The sequence below is a fragment of the Campylobacter sp. JMF_14 EL1 genome (genome assembly GCF_027737585.1).
In the GTDB taxonomy this organism is placed as follows: domain Bacteria; phylum Campylobacterota; class Campylobacteria; order Campylobacterales; family Campylobacteraceae; genus Campylobacter_B.
This window is the reverse complement of the sequence record NZ_JAOVTW010000001.1, coordinates 107,476-125,346: the sequence shown is the minus strand read 5'-3', so window position 1 is coordinate 125,346 and position 17,871 is coordinate 107,476. Positions and strand designations below refer to the sequence as shown.

At 42.4% G+C, this 17,871-nt stretch carries 15 protein-coding genes and 1 pseudogene; 7 read left to right on the top strand and 9 right to left on the bottom strand.

Going from position 1 to position 17,871, the window contains the following annotated elements:
- The first annotated feature begins 35 nt into the window (after positions 1 to 35).
- The 7 genes from OFN73_RS00635 to msrB all read left to right on the top strand — a co-directional run bounded on the left by OFN73_RS00635 (position 36) and on the right by msrB (position 9,084).
- The gene (locus OFN73_RS00635) at positions 36 to 1,181 is read left to right on the top strand and encodes a hydrogenase small subunit (RefSeq protein ID WP_270858960.1); all 1,146 of its coding nucleotides are present in this window, start codon (positions 36 to 38) and stop codon (positions 1,179 to 1,181) included.
- A 2-nt stretch (positions 1,182 to 1,183) separates the two neighbouring features.
- Complete coding sequence (locus OFN73_RS00630) at positions 1,184 to 2,908, top strand: nickel-dependent hydrogenase large subunit (RefSeq protein WP_270861781.1); 1,725 nt, start codon at positions 1,184 to 1,186, stop codon at positions 2,906 to 2,908.
- Positions 2,909 to 2,911: 3 nt separating this feature from the next.
- Positions 2,912 to 3,580: a Ni/Fe-hydrogenase, b-type cytochrome subunit gene (gene cybH / locus OFN73_RS00625; protein ID WP_270861780.1), complete on the top strand. Its 669-nt coding sequence runs from the start codon at positions 2,912 to 2,914 to the stop codon at positions 3,578 to 3,580.
- Positions 3,577 to 4,125 (top strand): HyaD/HybD family hydrogenase maturation endopeptidase, encoded by a 549-nt coding sequence (locus tag OFN73_RS00620; protein ID WP_270858957.1) that lies wholly within the window; start codon positions 3,577 to 3,579, stop codon positions 4,123 to 4,125. Before cybH ends, OFN73_RS00620 begins: the two co-directional genes overlap by 4 nt.
- On the top strand, positions 4,122 to 5,684 hold the full coding sequence (locus OFN73_RS00615) for a hypothetical protein (RefSeq protein ID WP_270861779.1): 1,563 nt from the start codon (positions 4,122 to 4,124) through the stop codon (positions 5,682 to 5,684). Before OFN73_RS00620 ends, OFN73_RS00615 begins: the two co-directional genes overlap by 4 nt.
- A complete protein-coding gene (gene hypF / locus OFN73_RS00610) occupies positions 5,674 to 7,968 on the top strand; it encodes a carbamoyltransferase HypF (RefSeq protein ID WP_270861778.1) in 2,295 nt (764 codons plus the stop codon). The genes OFN73_RS00615 and hypF overlap by 11 nt, the downstream gene beginning before the upstream one ends.
- Positions 7,969 to 8,052: 84 nt before the next feature.
- Positions 8,053 to 9,084, top strand: a complete 1,032-nt coding sequence (gene msrB / locus OFN73_RS00605) for a peptide-methionine (R)-S-oxide reductase MsrB (RefSeq protein WP_270861777.1) — start codon at positions 8,053 to 8,055, stop codon at positions 9,082 to 9,084.
- A 64-nt stretch (positions 9,085 to 9,148) separates the two neighbouring features.
- On the opposite strand, the gene OFN73_RS00600 is transcribed toward msrB, so the two are convergent.
- The 9 genes and pseudogenes from OFN73_RS00600 to OFN73_RS00560 all read right to left on the bottom strand — a co-directional run bounded on the left by OFN73_RS00600 (position 9,149) and on the right by OFN73_RS00560 (position 17,850).
- Complete coding sequence (locus OFN73_RS00600; RefSeq protein WP_270861776.1) at positions 9,149 to 9,682, bottom strand: tetratricopeptide repeat protein; 534 nt, start codon at positions 9,680 to 9,682, stop codon at positions 9,149 to 9,151.
- A gap of 9 nt (positions 9,683 to 9,691) precedes the next feature.
- Entirely contained in the window at positions 9,692 to 10,630 is a 939-nt protein-coding gene (locus OFN73_RS00595) for a carbon-nitrogen hydrolase (protein ID WP_270861775.1), read from the bottom strand.
- 16 nt (positions 10,631 to 10,646) lie between these two features.
- A complete protein-coding gene (locus OFN73_RS00590; RefSeq protein WP_270861774.1) occupies positions 10,647 to 11,627 on the bottom strand; it encodes an agmatine deiminase family protein in 981 nt (326 codons plus the stop codon).
- 69 nt (positions 11,628 to 11,696) lie between these two features.
- A complete protein-coding gene (locus tag OFN73_RS00585) occupies positions 11,697 to 12,488 on the bottom strand; it encodes a DUF3298 and DUF4163 domain-containing protein (RefSeq protein ID WP_270861773.1) in 792 nt (263 codons plus the stop codon).
- 111 nt (positions 12,489 to 12,599) lie between these two features.
- A pseudogene (locus tag OFN73_RS00580) lies at positions 12,600 to 13,370 on the bottom strand (DNA-methyltransferase); the annotation flags it as partial.
- Positions 13,367 to 13,915: a PD-(D/E)XK nuclease superfamily protein gene (locus tag OFN73_RS00575; RefSeq protein ID WP_270861772.1), complete on the bottom strand. Its 549-nt coding sequence runs from the start codon at positions 13,913 to 13,915 to the stop codon at positions 13,367 to 13,369. The gene OFN73_RS00575 and the pseudogene OFN73_RS00580, both read right to left, overlap by 4 nt.
- Before the next feature lie 26 nt (positions 13,916 to 13,941).
- Positions 13,942 to 15,651, bottom strand: coding sequence for a proline--tRNA ligase (locus OFN73_RS00570; protein WP_270861771.1), 1,710 nt, complete (start codon positions 15,649 to 15,651; stop codon positions 13,942 to 13,944).
- Positions 15,641 to 16,948, bottom strand: a complete 1,308-nt coding sequence (gene hemA, locus OFN73_RS00565; protein WP_270858945.1) for a glutamyl-tRNA reductase — start codon at positions 16,946 to 16,948, stop codon at positions 15,641 to 15,643. Before hemA ends, OFN73_RS00570 begins: the two co-directional genes overlap by 11 nt.
- On the bottom strand, positions 16,948 to 17,850 hold the full coding sequence (locus OFN73_RS00560) for a polyprenyl synthetase family protein (RefSeq protein ID WP_270861770.1): 903 nt from the start codon (positions 17,848 to 17,850) through the stop codon (positions 16,948 to 16,950). The genes hemA and OFN73_RS00560 overlap by 1 nt, the downstream gene beginning before the upstream one ends.
- Between the last annotated feature and the right edge of the window lie 21 nt (positions 17,851 to 17,871).

Sequence of the window (17,871 nt, the reverse complement as noted above, 5' to 3'; positions counted from 1 at the left end):
TACGGATTAACGCTATAAGCGTAAAGGAGAACATAATGATTGATTTAGCAAAAGTAGCCGATAGGCTAGAACAAGTCGCTAAACTACCCAAGATAAAAGAGGGCGATAGTATCACTAAACGCCTTGCTGAGCGCGGTTTTTCACGCCGTGATTTTATGAAATGGGCGGGCGCAATGACTGCGGCGATTGGGTTACCTAGCGTATTTGCACCACAAGTTGCACGGGCGGCAGAACTCGCCGATCGCTTACCTGTGATTTGGCTTCACATGGCAGAATGCACAGGTTGTAGCGAAAGCTTACTTAGAATTGATACTCCAACTATCGATTCGTTGATTTTCGACTATATTAGTTTAGAATATCACGAGACGATTATGGCTGCTGCTGGCTGGCAAGCAGAGGAAAATTTAGATGGAGCTATCGAAAAATATAAGGGGCAATATATTTTAATGGTAGAAGGTGGAATTCCAAGCGGAAGTAGCGAATATTTCCTTACAGTAGGACCTGCTGGTAAGACAGGTGCCGAGCATTGCAGACATGCCGCTGCTGGCGCAGCTGCAATTTTTGCTATTGGAACATGTTCGAGCTTTGGTGGTATCCAAGCAGCAAGACCAAACCCAACAAACGCTGTTGCATTAAGTAAATTAACTAAAAAACAAGTAATCAATGTCCCTGGCTGTCCGCCAAGCGAGAAAAATATCGTAGGAAATGTCCTTCACTACATACTATTTGGCACACTTCCAGCACTTGATGTTTATAATCGTCCAAAATGGGCTTACGGACTTAGAATTCACGATTTGTGCGAAAGACGCGGTCACTTCGACGCAGGTGAGTTCGTAGAGCAATTCGGCGATCAAGGCGCGAAAGACGGATATTGTTTATATAAAGTAGGTTGCAAAGGCCCATATACATTTAATAACTGCTCACGCGAGAGATTTAATGCTCACACTAGCTGGCCAATCCAAGCAGGTCATGGCTGTATCGGCTGCTCTGAGCCTGATTTTTGGGATCACATGGGACCATTTGAGGAGCCATTGGCAGATAGATTATACAATACTGTATTTAGCGGAGCAGGTGCTGATGCGACAGCCGATAAAATCGGTATAGGAATTTTGGCTGTTACAGGTGTAGCTATCACAGTTCATGCAGCCATTGCATCATTTAAAAAGAATAAGGGAGAGTAGAAATGTCACAAAGATTAGTAATAGATCCGATAACTCGTATTGAAGGACACTTACGCATAGAAGTAGTTGTCGATGATAACGGAGTTGTAACGGATGCGTATTCTGGCTCTACTTTATGGCGTGGATTAGAGACTATCGTTAAGGGTCGCGATCCTAGGGATATCGGCTTTTTTATGCAAAGAATTTGCGGTGTTTGCACATTTTCTCACTATAATGCTGGAATTTCAGCTGTTGAAAATGCTCTTGGCATAACTCCGCCACTAAATGCGATTTTAACCAGAACGCTAATGAACACTGCGCTATTTATGCACGATCACCCAGTGCATTTTTATCAACTACACGGACTTGACTGGGTTGATATCGTAAGCGCACTAAGCGCAGATCCACACGCTGCTAGCCAAGAGGCTTTCAGATATACAGATTTGCCTTATGCTTGCGGTGAGGATCAGCTAAAAGCGGTTCAACAAAGAGTAAAAGCCTTCGTTGAAAAAGGCGCACTTGGACCATTTGCAAACGCATATTTCGGACACAGCACATACAAGCTAACTCCTGAGCAAAATTTGATTGCGCTTAGCCACTATTTGGAGTGTTTGCGTATCCAAAGAACAGCTGCGCAAATGATGGCGATTTTCGGTGGCAAACAACCACACCCACAAACCCTAACAGTCGGTGGCGTAACATGCGTAATGGATATCCTAAGCCCGGCAAGACTTGGTGAGTATATGGTCAAATTCCAGGAAGTCGCTGATTTCATCAACCGCGCATATTATCCAGACTTGCTTATGGCTGGTGGTGCGTATGCTAGTGAAGAAAGCGTATTAAACGATGTCGGTGTCGCAAATCTATGGACACACCAAACTTTCCAATATTCACGCAATGATTTCTTATTCCAAAGCGGTGTGATTTTAGACGGCGATATCAGCAAGGTTCATGAGCTAGATGAGAGCAAGATTACAGAAGAAGCCACTCACTCATGGTATAAAAATGACAAACCACTTCACCCTTATGACGGCGAACAAGAACCAAACTACACAGGATTTAAGGTAGAGCAAACTCTAAACGCCAAAGGTGAAATGGAAGATACAAAAGTCCTAAATACCGAGGGTAAATATACTTGGATAAAAGCTCCTAGATATGATGGCAAATCGCTTCAAGTTGGACCACTATCAAATATCGTTGTAAATTACGCAAAAGGTAATGAATTTGTAGTAAAAGTAGTAGATAAATTCTTAGCCGATACAGGTCTTCCACTAGAAGCAGTATTCTCTACTCTTGGTAGAACAGCATGTCGTATGATCGAGGCAAAAGTCGTAGCTGATAATGGACTATTAGCATTTAATAACCTAATCGCTAATATTAAATCAGGCGACACTGAGACTTGCGCTAAATACACAATCGATAAAAAGAAATCATATAAAGGCAGATATATCGGACATGTTCCGCGCGGTAGCCTAAGCCACTGGTGCAGAATCGAAAATGGAGTAATCCAAAACTGGCAAGCAGTCGTTCCTAGCACATGGAACGCTAGTCCAAAAGACGCTCAGGGCAATATGGCATCTTATGAGTCATGCTTAATCGGTCTTAAAATTGCAGATTTAACGCAACCGCTTGAAATCATCCGCAAAATCCACTCTTATGATCCGTGCATTGCGTGCGCTGTTCATGTTATGGATACCAAAGGCAACGAGCTTAGCTCATATAAAGTAAATCCAAATATCAAGGATTAAACCATGAAAAAAAGAGAAGCCGAGTATGAATTTTCGATAGGATTGCGCCTTACTCACTGGATACGCGCTATCGCTATCGTCATACTTGTAATTACTGGATTTTATTTGGCTTATGTTTTCATAGCCCCAGAGATTAGCTCTGAGCCAAATTTATTCTTGCAAGCTAAAATTCGCTTCGTGCATTTAGTGGCAGGTTTCGTGCTAATGGCGGCTATGCTTTACAAATCATATCTGTTTTTGTTCGATAAACACAGCAGAAAAGAGCTAGTTAGTATTAAGGATTTTATTAATCCTAGGGTTTGGATCGAGCAGATCAAATTTTACCTATTTTTAGGCGAACACCCACATTTGCACGGCGTTTATAATCCTTTGCAATTCATTGCGTATTTGGCATTTTACATCATTTTAGCCTTGATTTGTATCACTGGCCTTGTGCTTCATGTGCATATGTATCATGGCGGACTTGGCGGTATGATTTATGATCTAATGCGCCCAATCGAGGCTATGATGGGTGGTCTAAGCGAGGTTCGCACTATTCACCATTTATCGATGAATTTCCTTATTTTGTTTATCCCTGTGCATGTTTATATGGCTGTTTTCAACGCTGTAAAAGGACAAGACGGAGCTATGGACGCTATTATTAGCGGCTATAAGTTCAAGGTTCAAAAATGAAATTAGGTGTTATCGGTATAGGTAACATTATGTACTCCGACGAAGGTGTCGGAGTACATTTTATGCACGCACTGCAACAAAACTACAAATTCACCCCAAACTCACCTGACGATAGTATCGAATTCATCGACGGAGGCACGCTGGCTGCGCTTTTAATGCACATTTTGGTCGAATTTGATGAAATTTTGCTGATTGATTGTATCGACGCAGACGAGGGCAGTATCGGCGATGTGTATTTCTTCGACTACGAGGCTATGCCAAAAAGTGTAAAATGGAGCGGTTCGGCTCACGAGGTGGAGATGCTAGAAACCCTGCAAATGCTAGATCTTTGTGGCGATAGACCACGCACGCAAATCCTAGCCGTGGTGCCAATGCGCATAGAGCCGATGAGTTTTAGCGTGAGCGATGAGGTGCTAAAATCTAGCGAGATTATGGAGCGCACGGCGATAGATTTTATCGCTTCTCGCGGTTTTGTGTGCGAAAAAATTGGGAATTTAAGCGTGCGCGATATTGCTGAAAATTTTGATTCTAAGGGCAAAAATTGATAATTTCTTTTAAATTTGATTATTTGAATAACAACGGCTTAATCGCCTATTTTTTGGATTTTTATGCGCGCAAGGCTGGGCTGAAATACGCCCTAAATTTAGGCAAAAATTTAACCACACTCTATGTCGAAGCAGATGAAAAAGAGCTACTCGAATTTAGCGATAAATTTATGGCGCTTATTCCAAATTCTGCGTTTTTGGCAAAATCGAGCGTGGAGGTGGTATCTGGCGAAGGGGATTTAAAGGAAGTTTGTGAGAAAAGCGACGAGATTAAATTTTTGCCTAAATTTTCAAATTTTACCCCAAGCCAAATTCACGAATTTTTGCAAAGTGGCGAATTTATAGAAAATGAATTTGGGGTTTTAAGCGGTGTTAGCGTCTTTGACGGCGAGAGTTTCGTCGCTGTAAATAAGCAAAATTTTGGCAAGTTAATCGAGCATGCTTACCGCATTTTGCGTCATAATCAAATTTTGCAAATTTCGCTAAATGGTGAGAAATTTAGCCTAAGTGCTGATTTAAATTTCGAAAATTCAGACTTTATGGTCGCTACTGGCCTAAAATCGTTTAATAAAATTTTTATCACCGATGACAAGCAAAAAATCGCCCTTGCGACATACGAAAAGCCAATTTTACGCCTCAAAACAAACAGCGTTTTTCGCAGCTCCTTCTCAAAATCGCCTAAATTTTTCGATGTCAAAATGTGTAGCGATCTCTTTACTTTCGCGCTTTTTAAACGGCTCGAAGATGATGAAATTTACTATGTCAGCGCACAGGGAAACAAAAATAAATTTTTAAATTTATGCGTGATTGAGGATAGATTTCTTATCACAAAAAACTCTGAATTTATGAGCGAAGCTGAAAAAACACTCCTTGCCTCTGGCGATAGCACCACGCATTTTGGGCTTATTTGCAAGGAAAAAGAGATTTTTGATTCGCGCGTGATGAGGGTGTTTGTATCGAAAAATAGCGCCGATGAGATTGCAATTTACGAAGCCAAATCCAAGCGCAAACTCCTAAATTTCGCTATGCCTGCGAATTTAGACGCTCTTTTTGATGAAATCAAAAGCGACGAGACGGGCGCAAAACTTTTGGCAAATTTTGGCGCAAACGCTAGCCTAGATTATGCGCGAGCAAATGCCGATTTTAGCGAAATAAAACCTAGTTTTTATGGCTATTTTGAACTGCTTTCTCGCGTGATTTTTGGCAAAGACGCGCAGTATTTGTTGGAGTGTGCTGGGGAGTTTTTGGGCGAAAAGGGCATGAAGCTAGACTTCGAGCTTAAAGAAAACGGCGATTTCAACTTCGCTAAAACGCTTCGTTCGGCGATGAGCTACAAGCTAGCAGGGGTCGATGACAAGGTTCTAAGCTACGGCGTAATCGACACGCTAGCTAGATTTATCGGCGATTTGGCTGACGCAAACGAGGCATTATACGATTCTGGCGTGCTTAGCGGTTCGCTTTTTGCCGAACGCAGGTTCGCAAACATCGCCACACTCGTGCTTGGCAAATCTCGCCTTGATTTCTCGGCGTATTTGGGTTTGCAAGGCTGTGAGCGTTAAAATCGAGATTGCAGGAGCTGTGCAGGGCGTGGGCTTTCGCCCGTTTATCTACCGCATTTGCACCGATCTAGGCATAAAAGGCGAGGTTTATAACGACGGCGAGGGCGTGAAAATCCACGCAAACGCCACGAGCGAGCAAATAGCGCGACTTAAAGAGCGCATTTATAGCGAGCTTCCGCCACTTGCGCGGATTGATAAATTTGAAATTTTTGAAATCGCGCCTAAAATTTATAATGATTTTAAAATCACGCACTCGCAAGAAACGCAAAAATTTAACCCCATTTTGCCTGATTTTGCCATTTGCGATGATTGCAGGCGCGAATTTTACGATCCGCAAAACAAACGCTACCGCTACCCATTTATCAACTGCACGAACTGCGGACCGCGACTTAGTATCATCAAAAAACTCCCTTATGACCGCGCAAATACGACAATGGCGCAGTTTAAAATGTGCGAATTTTGCGGTGGCGAATACACTGACCCGCTAAATCGCCGTTATCACGCCGAGCCGATTGCTTGCGCGGAGTGCGGGCCCAAGCTCTTTTTGAAAAACAAAAATGGCGAAATTTTAGATAGTGGCGAAAAGGCTGTTATTAGGCTTTGTGAAATTTTATCTCGTGGCGAGATAGTCGCTGTCAAGGGGCTTGGCGGATTTCATATAATGTGCGACGCGACGAACGAAGACGCCGTAGCGACCTTACGAATTCGCAAAAATCGCCCAGATAAGCCATTTGCCGTAATGTGTAAAGATTATGAAATGGCTAAAAAATTTGCCAAATTTAGCGAGAGTGAAAAAGAGCTTTTAAATTCGCAAATTAAACCGATTGTTTTGGTTAAAAAATCAAAAAATCCGCAAAATTTAGCCCTTGCTGGGGCGGTGGCGCCAAATTTAGGCAAGGTTGGCATTTTTCTAGCAAATACGGGCATTCATTTGCTACTTTTTGAGTATTTTAATCGCCCCTTAATCGCTACGAGCGCGAATATCAGTGGCGAGCCGATAATTTACGATGAGGCGAGTTTGCGCCAAAAATTGGGCGGTGTGATTGATTTTTATTTGGATAACGACAGAGAGATTATTACGCCAAGCGATGATAGCGTGGGGTTTGTGATGCGAAATCAGGCGCAGAGTATCGCAGAAATCACGGAGCAAAATTCGCAAAATATTATGCAAAATTTTACGCAATATTTACGCACTTCGCGTGGGCTAAATCCGCAAATTTTCAAAAGCAAATTTACTCATAAAGGCTCGTTTCTCGCCCTTGGCGCGGAGCTAAAAAACCAGTTTGCAATATATAAAGACGGGCAAATTTTTATTTCCCCATACATCGGAGATTTGAAAAATATCGCCACAAATGCTCGATTTTTCGCGCTTTTGGATATTTTTATTAAAACTTATGATTTGAAATTTGACGCTGTTATAGGCGATTTGCACCCGAATTTTTTGCACACAAAACATTTTGAAAATTTGGGCTTTGAAGTGGTGAAATTTCAGCACCATTACGCACATTTGGTCGCGAATTTGGCGGATAATGATTTGCTTGGAAGCGGTAAAAAATACCTTGGATTTAGTTTTGACGGCACTGGTTATGGCGCAGACGGCACGATTTGGGGTGGCGAAGTGCTGGAATTTGACGAATTTGGCTACAAAAAGGTTTTGCATTTCGACGAATTTGCGCTAATTGGCGGTGAGAGTTCGATTAAAAATATCTACAAACTCGCAATTTCGCTGATTTTTAAATTCGGCATTGAAAGCGAGGCGAGTGAGTTTTTAGCCAAATTTAGCCAAAATGAAATTTCAAATCTAGCCAAAATCGCCCCGCGCTCGCCAAAGACAACCTCGCTTGGGCGCATTTTTGACGCATTTGCAAGCGTGATTTGCGACCAAAGAAGCGTTAGTTTCGACGGCCAAAGCGGTATGAGTTTGGAAAATCTCTTTGATGAGAGCAAAATCACGAGTGAGAGCGAAAAACGCTATAAATTTGAGATAATAAACGGCAAAATTAGCGTTAAAAACGCATTTTTAAGCGCGCTAAAAGATGAACCAGCCGTGGCTGCTTCAAATTTCATAAACGAGATCGCACAGACAATGCTAAAAATCGCAAAAGAGCGAAATTTAGAGGTCGTGCTAAGTGGTGGGGTTTTTCAAAACGCAACGCTTTTGCATTTGGTAGTGCGAAAATTTAGCGAGGCTGGCGTGAGATTTCACCTACACAAAAGCGCTCCCGCAAACGATAGTGGCGTGGCTCTTGGCCAACTCATGGCCTATATCGCTCGCCTGAAATAATCAATAAATTTTATCAACTAACTTAAAATTTTAAAATTTTACGCTAAAATCGCAGGGAATTTTTAATCAAACAAGGCAAAAATGATGAAAATTTTAAAATTTTTACTATGTTTTGCGCTGTTTTTGGGCGCAGATGAAATAAATTTAAAGGGCGAAAGCGTGCAGAGCAAAAATCAAAATTTAAAAGAAATTTATTTAGCGGGTGGCTGTTTTTGGGGTATGGAAGGGTATTTTAAGCGAGTTAGCGGAGTGCTTAGCACAGAAGTTGGCTATGCAAATGGAAATTCGCAAAAGACCGATTATTATTCGCTCAAAAACACAGGCCACGCCGAAACGCTAAAAATCAAATTTGATGAAAATGTTGTGGCATTTGCCGAGATTTTGGAGCATTTTTTTAGAGTGATTGACCCCATAAGCGTCGATAAACAAGGTAACGATATCGGCAGGCAGTATCGCACGGGGATCTATTATACCAACGAGGGCGACAAGGAATTTTTGCAAAATTTCATCGCCTTAAAACAAAAAAAATATAAGGAAAAAATCGCCGTCGAGGTCGCACCACTACACAATTACGCGCGCGCGGAAGAGTATCACCAAAACTACCTTGGCAAAAACCCAAATGGATATTGTCATATCGACCTAAATTTGGCAAGCAAACCGCTTTATGACGAGAGCAGGTTCGCGCTCCCTAGCCCAGAAGAGATGAAGGAAAATCTAACGCCGTTACAGTTTAGCGTGACGCAAGAAAAGGCGACGGAGCGCCCATACACGAGCGAATTTGATAAATTTGATAAAAAGGGCATTTATGTCGATGTCGTTACGAAAAAACCGCTTTTTAGCTCGACGGATAAATTCGACGCAGGGTGCGGGTGGCCAAGCTTTTCTAAGCCGATTACTACCGACGCGCTGGATTATGCGCGCGATACTAGCCACGGCATGGTGCGCACGGAGGTTAGCTCACGGCTTGGCGGGGCGCATTTGGGGCATGTTTTTGAGGACGGCATCAAAGAAAAGGGCGGTTTGCGCTACTGCATAAACGGCGCCTCGCTCGAATTTATCCCGCTAGAAAAAATGAGCGAGCGCGGATACGGCGAGTTTATCCCGTATGTGAAATAGTGCGATTTGGCGTGAAATACGATATGTGTATTTGATTAGCCAAGGCGAGGCTAAATTTTATATTTTATTTGAATTTTTTTAAAGTTTCGCAGTCGTTTTTCGAGCCTAATTTGCAAGCTTTTTCGTAAAATTTCATTGCATTTGCAGGGTTTTGTTGCACCCCTTTGCCGATATAATACATAAAGGCTAAAATTTGACAGCTAGATACGATGCCATGATCGCAAGCGTCCGTAAAAAGCGGTATAGCCATATCGTATTTGAAGCTTCCGACATAAAATTTTCCCAGATTATCGCAAGCTCCATAAAATCCATTTGCGCAAGAGTGTTGCAAATACCAAAGAGATTTTTTGTTATAAAGTGCGCCTAAATTCGAGCATGCTTTATAAAATTTTGCTTCACAAGCAGTGCGAAGCAAAATTTCGGCTTCATCAAGGCGGTAATTTGTCAAAAATTTATTTCCCTCTGTATTGATTTTCGAACACGAATTTTCACTGCCTAATCTGCAAGCAACCTTTGGATAAAAGAATTTTTCATCAAAGCTTATTTGGATAAAAATGCCAATAATGCAAATTATTAAAAATAGTAGAATTTTTTTCAAATTCGCCCTTCAATCATCAAATCTTTTTAGAAGTGAGCCGTAGCTCTCGATTCGGCGATCGCGTAAAAACGGCCACCATCTGCGCACATTTTCGCACCTTTGCATATCAATCTCCACGACTTCGCAAAGCTCGCTTTCGCTACCTGCGCGAAATAGCTGCTCGCCCTGCGCTCCAAAAACAAAGCTATTGCCCCAAAATTTAATCCCCTCTGCGCTCTCATCGCATGTCATCTCGGGCGCAGTATTTCCCAAAACTACATTTGGCGAAATTTCGCTAAGCTTCGCACTCTCAAATCCCACGCGATTTACGGCAATTACAGGCAATGAGTTTGCCACGCTATGGCCTCTTTGCACAGCGACCCACGCTTCTAACTGGCGTTCTCGCTCAGATTTTTCATCGCCCATAAACCAGCCAATCGCAGTCGGATAGATTAGCACCTGCGCCCCACGAAGTGCCATTGCACGCGCAGCCTCAGGATACCACTGATCCCAGCACACCAGCACCCCGAGCCTTCCCACGCTCGTATCAATCGGCGCAAAGCCCATATCGCCGGGCGTGAAATAGAATTTTTCATAAAAATTCGGATCGTCTGGGATATGCATTTTGCGGTATTTGCCAAGCACTTTGCCGTCACGCTCGAAAACCACAGCCGTGTTGTGATACAGTCCAGCACTCCTGCGCTCAAAAAGCGAAGCCACAAGCACCACGCCAAATTCTTTGGCGATACTGCCCCAAAATTTCACATCGTCTTCGAAATTTACCGCATAGTCGAAATTTTCGGTGTTTTCGCGCTGACAAAAATAGTGAGTTTGGTGGAGTTCTTGAAGCACGATTAAATTTGCCCCTTTTTGCGCAGCCTCGGCGATAAGTTCCTTGGTGCGCGCTATCGTGGCTGATTTGGTGCCGTAAAATTTGTGTGAGATTAGTCCGACTTTTAAATTTTTCATTTTTTGCCTTTAAATTTTAAATTTTATCGCTGAATTTATTCATACACGAGCAGTGAAGCGAGCCGTTTTGACGGATAAAAACCCGCGCATCTACGCCAACGACCTTGCGCCCTGGGCAAGCCTTTGCGAGGCGAGAGAGCGCGATTTCATCGTTTTTATCGCCATAAGTAGGCACGATAAGTCCTCCATTTACAAATACAAAATTCGCATAAGTTGCCCCCAAACGCCTATTTTCGTAAAAAATCGGTGCTGGAAGCGGAAGCTCGATGACCTCGAATCCATGCGCTAAAACCTGCTCTTTTAGCGAGCGCAGGGCAGGGTAGTGTATGTCGCTAGAATCATCGCATGAGGCCATGGCAACGAGATTTTCGCCCACAAATCTAGCCAGCGTGTCGATATGGCAGTCTGTATCGTCGCCCTGAATAAATCCGCCTTTAAGCCAGATTATTTTTTTTAGCCCAAAAATTTCGCCTAGCTTTTGTTCCAAAATTTCTTTGCTAAGGGCGTTTCGGTTGTCATTTAGCAAGCACTCCTCGGTCGTCATTAGCACGCCAGCGCCGTTAAATTCGACACTTCCGCCCTCTAAAATCAAATCGACATTGCGTAGCGCTTTGCCCCAAATTTCATAAAGCGTAGCATTTAGCGCATTGTCCTTTTCGCTCGCAAATTTCCCGCCCCAAGCGTTGAAGGTGAAATTTAGCGCCTCTACCTTGCCCTCATTTTCGACATCAATCGCGCCATAATCGCGTATCCAAGTGTCATTTGTAGGAATCTGCACGAAATTAACGGCGAATTTCTCGTCTATTTCGCCACATACTTTGTCGAATACTGCTCGTTTTGGTGCGATAGCTATGAGCGGTTGAAACTGCGCCACAGCGCGGATAAAGTGCGTATAAGCGCTACTAATCTCGCCCAGATATGGCGCCCAGTCGCTGTCCTCGTGAGGCAGTGAAACTAAAAGTGCGTTTTGATTTTCCCACTCTGCAAATGCTCTCATTTTCTCTCCAAAATTAAATTTGCGTTGAATTTTATGTAAAATTTAGCGTAAAATTTTACGCTAAATTTGTTAAAATTTTAAAAATTCCTCTTTGAAAATGCCTTTTAAATTTTCGTAAGGCACGATGATTTCGGGCTCGCCCATAGCATACGGCGCGATAAAATACGGCGCGAAGACAAACGCCACGCCCTCTTTGGCGAAGTAAAATTCGCTTTTAAAAACGATATCTTCTGGCAGATTATCCACCCAAAATGTCTTGATAAACTCCGTAATATCGCGCTCTTGGCAGGCTTTGTCGCAGTTTGGCTGCGAGGCTATGATATCTGCGCGAAGCATATCCTTGTAGCCCTTGAAAATCTCCTTGTATAGGGGCTCCACGCTAACCGCGCCGATTAGGACATTTGTAATGTCGATTTTCTTGTCTGCGACTAAATCGTAGATGATATAGCTCGTGTGCTCCATGCCGTGTGCTCCGCCAGAATACGAGTATGAAAACTGCTTGATTTGGGCTAGGTTGCCGATTTGAGAGACGAAGCTTTGCTCGGCGCTAAATTCGCTATGAAAGTCCAAATCGCCATTTTGAGCCATTTCTTTATCGGCTTGGGCTTTTGATTGCTCTACTAAACTTGTGGCGTATTTTTTCGCGTCCAAGCTTTTTAGCAAAAGCGCGCATCTCTCGTCGATACTCTCGCCCTCGCAAATCCCAAACAGGCGGTTTTTTAGTAAAATGTCTAAATTTTCGTTGCCGGTTTGAACTAGGGTGTAGCTGTGCGCATCGTCTGAATAAAGCTCCTGGGACTGAGGGTTAATCTGCGCGTAAGAAAACAGCGCAAACAGCGCAATTATGGTAAGTTTTTTCATTTTTTTCCTTTAAATAAATAATCCACCGCGAATTTTATCGCTAGAAGCGATTAAATTTTCGCGGTCTTTGGTCGCTAAATTTGCTATTTTGGCTTGTTTATCAATCTTAACCAAATCCGCGATTTTTTTCCTAAAATTCGCCATGTTTTGATCTAGCTCTTTTCTTCTAGCCATAGAAATATCTACAAATTCTCTGTCTTTTTCGATACCGATAAATTTACGCCCAAGCAAATTCGCGGCAATTCCAGTCGTAGAACTTCCACTAAACGGGTCGCAAATGAGCGAATTTTCATCGCTTGCCATTAAAATCAGTCGCACCAAAAGAGACATTGGCTTTTGTGTCGGGTGTTTGCCGTTAGCCTTTTCCCACGGAGCGATTGCGTTAAATCGCCAAACATCTTTCATTTGCTTATCGTCATTTAAAAATTTCATCAAATCGTAGTTGAAAATGTGTTTGTGTTTTTCGCTTTTTCTAGCCCAAATAATCTGCTCTGTGGAGTGCGTGAGATAGCGACAGCTAAAATTCGGCGGTGGATTTGTTTTTTCCCAAGTTATGATATTTAGAATTTTATAGCCCAAATTTTGCAAAGTCCTGCCGATTGAGAAAATATTGTGATAAGTTCCGCTAATCATCACGCTTCCGTTATCTGTGAGTTTTTCTTTGGCGATTTTTAACCAATTATAGTTAAATTCGTCAATCTCAGTGTATCCAAATGATTTATCCCACTCGCCTTTATTTACACTGACGATTTTTCCGCTTTGGATACTTAGTCCGTCATTTGACAAAAAATATGGCGGATCGGCAAAAATAAGGTCAAATTTTTCTTTTAAATTTGGCAAAATTTCAAATGTGTCTCCGTGATATAATTTAAAATCTTTCATGTTACAGGCAAACCTAATTTTTGTAATGGAATATAGTTAAAATAAAATTGACAATCAACGCTTATTATGTAGTCTAATGTATCTTTATATTCCGGTTTTTTAAACCAATCGCTAAGCAGATAAATATATTTAACTTCCATATTTAAATGCGACATAAGTTTTTGATATTGTTTCTTTTTAAAATCGCAAGTTTGGAGTTTTTCATCTACGCTGCCTGCGACTTGTTGGAATTTACACTCGATGACGAAAAATGTATTGTTTAAAACTACATATAAGCTATCGTCTGGTAATAATTGTTTAGATATTATGTTTTTCCAATTAACTTTTTGTTCATCTAAAAATCTATAAAGTGCATCTTTTTTGAAAATTTGAGCGATTAATTTATTATCAAAAAATACATTATACCGTTTAGTTCTATATTTAGGCTCGTTTATTTCTATGACACTATAACCATTTTGCTCTGCAAGAAAAGTCGCTAAATCGGTTTTACCTTCAAAACGAGCACCAGTTTGTGTATTTGCTCCACCAATACCACCTTTAATCATTTTCTATCCTTAATTTATTTTTAAATTTAACCCAATTTTTCTTTAATCAAATCCAAAATTTTATCCACGCTAACGCTTTGTTTTTCTAGGTTTTTGCGCTCGATAAACTCTACTTCGCCGTTAGCCAAGCCTTTGCCGACTAGCAGGGCGTATGGAAAGCCCATAAGCTCGTAATCGTTCATCTTAACGCCAAAGCGTTCGTTTCTATCATCAAGCAGGGCGTTAATGCCTAAATTTCGGCATTTCTCGTAAAGCTCGGTCGCAAAATTGACGACATTTTCATCTTTTGCATTTGAAATGATGATTTCTAGCGCAAAAGGCGATAGCTCTTTGCTCCACACGCAACCCTTCTCATCGTGGCTAGACTCGACTGCGACTGCGACTAGACGGCTCACGCCGATACCATAGCAACCCATGAAAAATGGCTGTGTTTTGCCGTTTTCGTCTAAAAATTTCGCCCCCATAGGGTCTGAATATCTCTGTCCTAGCTGGAAAATGTGTCCTACTTCAATGCCCTTTGTAACGCGTAGTTCGCCACCACAGCACGGGCATTTATCCCCAGCTTTGACCTCAGTTAAGTCTTTGAAGCGAGTTTTGTTAAAATTCGTAACCGCGCAACCGATTAAATGGTAGTTTTCTTCGTTTGCCCCAGCTATCATTTCGCGCTCATTTTCAAGCTCGGCGTCTATGTAAAAATCAATATCCCTTGGCAGTCCAAACGGCCCGCAAAATCCTGGCACAAGCCCAGCTTCGCGCACTTCGCTCTCATCTGCGTCGATTAGTTCTAGCGCGCCACAAGCGTTTTGCGCCTTTGTCTCTTGCAAATCATCGTCGCCTCGCACGAAGAAAACCACGATTTTTGCGCTATCTTCGTAGATTGCTTTTTTCATCACAGCTTTGATTGTAAAAAATTTATCCACTTTGAAAAATTCAGCCACGCTCTCGATTGTTTTGGTGCCTGGCGTGTGAAATTTCATCATACCCTCGGTCTCTGGCGCTTCGCAAGGGGCTGTGCGTTTAGCGCGGTGCGCTGCTTCGATATTAGCAGCATAAGAGCAGTTTTCGCAGACTAAAATATCGTCCTCGCCGTTATCTGCTAGCACCATAAATTCTTTGCTTCCGCTTCCGCCGATTGCGCCACTATCGGCTTCGACGGCACGGAAATTTAGCCCAAGACGGGTGAAAATTTTGGTGTAAGTTTGCTCCATGAGATCAAATTCGCGCTTCAAATCAACCTCGTTTGCGTGGAAACTATATCCGTCTTTCATCGTAAATTCTCTACCACGAAGTAACCCAAAGCGCGGTCTTGCCTCATCTCTAAATTTGGTGTTTATTTGGTAGATATGAAGCGGGAGTTGCTTGTAGCTGGTGATTTTGTTCGCCACCATTAGCACGGCGCTTTCCTCGTTTGTCGGGCTTAGGACGAAGTCATTTTCTTTGCGGTCTTTTAGGCGCAAAAGCTCTTTGCCGTATTTGTTATACCTGCCACTTGCTTTCCACGCATCAGCTGGTGTAACCACGCTAAATGCGACCTCTTGCGCGCCTGCGTTATTCATCTCTTCGCGCACGATTTGCGTGATTTTGTTTAAAACCATTTTTCCTAGTGGCATGAAATTATAAAGCCCGCTGCCTAGCTGCTCGATAAATCCTGCCCTAAGCAAGAAAATATGGCTTGGCAAAATGGCGTCTTTTGGTGCTTCTTTAAATGTCGGTGCAAAAAGTTTGCTAAATTTCATTTTTATTCTCCATTGTTTTGCTATTTTCGTAGTCTAAAAATTTTTCGTAATTTTCTTTAAGGGCGAAAATTTCATTTAACGAATTTGTCGCGAAATCAATCTCGTCCTTGCTCTTTAAATTTTTCAAATTTGTCGTTGGCGTGTGCAAAAATGATTTGAAAACTTGGTGAATTAGCTTTCTGGCTTCTTCTTTGTCGCTGTTTTTTAAATAGCCCTTTTTGATAGCTTTTTCTAGCTCGATTTCAGCTATATCCCTGGCTTTGGCGCGTAGGGCCTTGATAAGTGGGGTGGCTGCTTTGGCGTTTTGGCTATCGAAAAACTCGCTGGTTTGCGCTCCGATGATCGCATAGGCGTTGTGGGCCTGCTCCTCGCGCAAGATTAGGTTGTTTTTGACGATTTCTTCTAAATCATCGACGCTATATACGACGATATCCTCGCTTTGGCTTAGCTCTATGTCGCGCGGGACGGCGATATCGAAAAAGTAGCGTTTGAAATTTTTGGCTTCAATGATTTCATCGGTGATTATGGGCGTAGCGGAGCTTGTCGCGCTGAAAAATAGTCTATTGATATTGACATATTTTTTTAGGTTTTCAAGGCTATCAAATTTCACGCCTTCCCCTAGGCTTTTGGCTAAATTTTCGGCGTTTTTTAAATTTCGGTTTAAAATTGTAATCTTCGCGCCACTTGCGAGCAGGTGTTTGCACGCTAGCTCGCTCATTTCGCCAGCCCCGCACACTATGGCTTCCTCGCCTTGAAGCGAGCCTAATTTTTCTTTTGCCATGGATACTGCCACGCTTGAAACAGATACTGGATTTTTGGAAATTTCGGTTTTTGTGCGCACGCTAGCGGCGCATTTTAGCGAAGCGTCGATTGCGCTTTTGATATCCTCGCCTGTGTTGTTGTTTTCAAGCGCAAATTTATACGCATCTTTTAGCTGGCCTACGATTTGCGTTTCGCCGACAACTAGGCTATCAAGCGAGCTCGCGACCGAAAAAAGATGATGAATCGCGCCATCATCATCGTATAAATCAGCCCTGGTTTCTAGCTCGTCTAGCCCCACGCCACTGACGCGAGATAGCGCAAGCAGGGTAAATTTCGACGCAGCCTCATAATCGCTTACACTAGCGAAAATTTCCACGCGGTTACAGGTATTTAGCACCATGCACTCTTTGATACTCGCGTTCGAGCATAAAAGTCGCAAAATTTCTTTTTTTCGCACATCGTTTGTGAAAGATAGCTTTTCACGCACTGTAATGTCTGTGTTTTTGTGAGTAAAACTCACACTCATATAAGCCATTAAAACTCCCTATTTATCATATTTTCAGCGATTTGTATAAGCTTTTCGTTTTTGAAATCTTTTATCGCTTCTATTGCGCTAGTGCCCAAAAATTTCGCTTCATTTATACAACGCTCGATGATTTTATGCTCGCTAAATTTTGCCCTAAGCCACGAAATTTCGCCCTCGTTTAGCTCTTTTTTGAAAAACGATTTTAGTTTTTCTTTATCATTTTCGCCTAAATTCTCGTATAGATAAATATACGCTAGCGTCGTTTTACCCTCTTTGAAATCCCCTAAATTCGGCTTTCCTAACACTTCGCTTGATTGCGTGATATCCAAAATATCATCGATTATTTGAAAGGCAAGGCCTAAATTTTTGCCATATTCGCCAAATTTTTCTACCTCCGCGCCCTCGCCAAATTTCAAATACGCCGCACTTCTTGCCACTTCCTCAATGAAAACGGCGGTTTTGTAATAAATCATTTGGGTGTATTTTTGGGCGTCAGAGTTGAAATTTTGCGACATTTTGACATCCATCATTTCGCCGATTGCGAGTTTGGTGACGGCTGAGCTTAGCGAAGTAGCGATGAAAGCAGGAAATTTGCAAAGCTCGCTGTAAGCTTTGGAGTAGAGTATGTCGCCGAGCATAACGGCGTTTTTAGAGCCCTCTGTTGCGTTGATTGAGGGTTTGCCGCGACGCATTACGCTTTCGTCGATGACATCATCATGCAGCAGGCTAGCAGCCTGAATAAGCTCGGTAATAGCGCATAGTCTTAGGCTCTCTTCGCTCTCTCCGGCGATATTTAAAAGCAGTTTTGAGCGCAGTTTTTTGCCTGAACTAAGAGTCAAAAACATTTCGCTAGCCACGCTGTATCCGCAACTAGCGATGAAATTTTGCATAATTTGATCGATTTTGTCCATTATTTCTTTCTTTTTTGATAA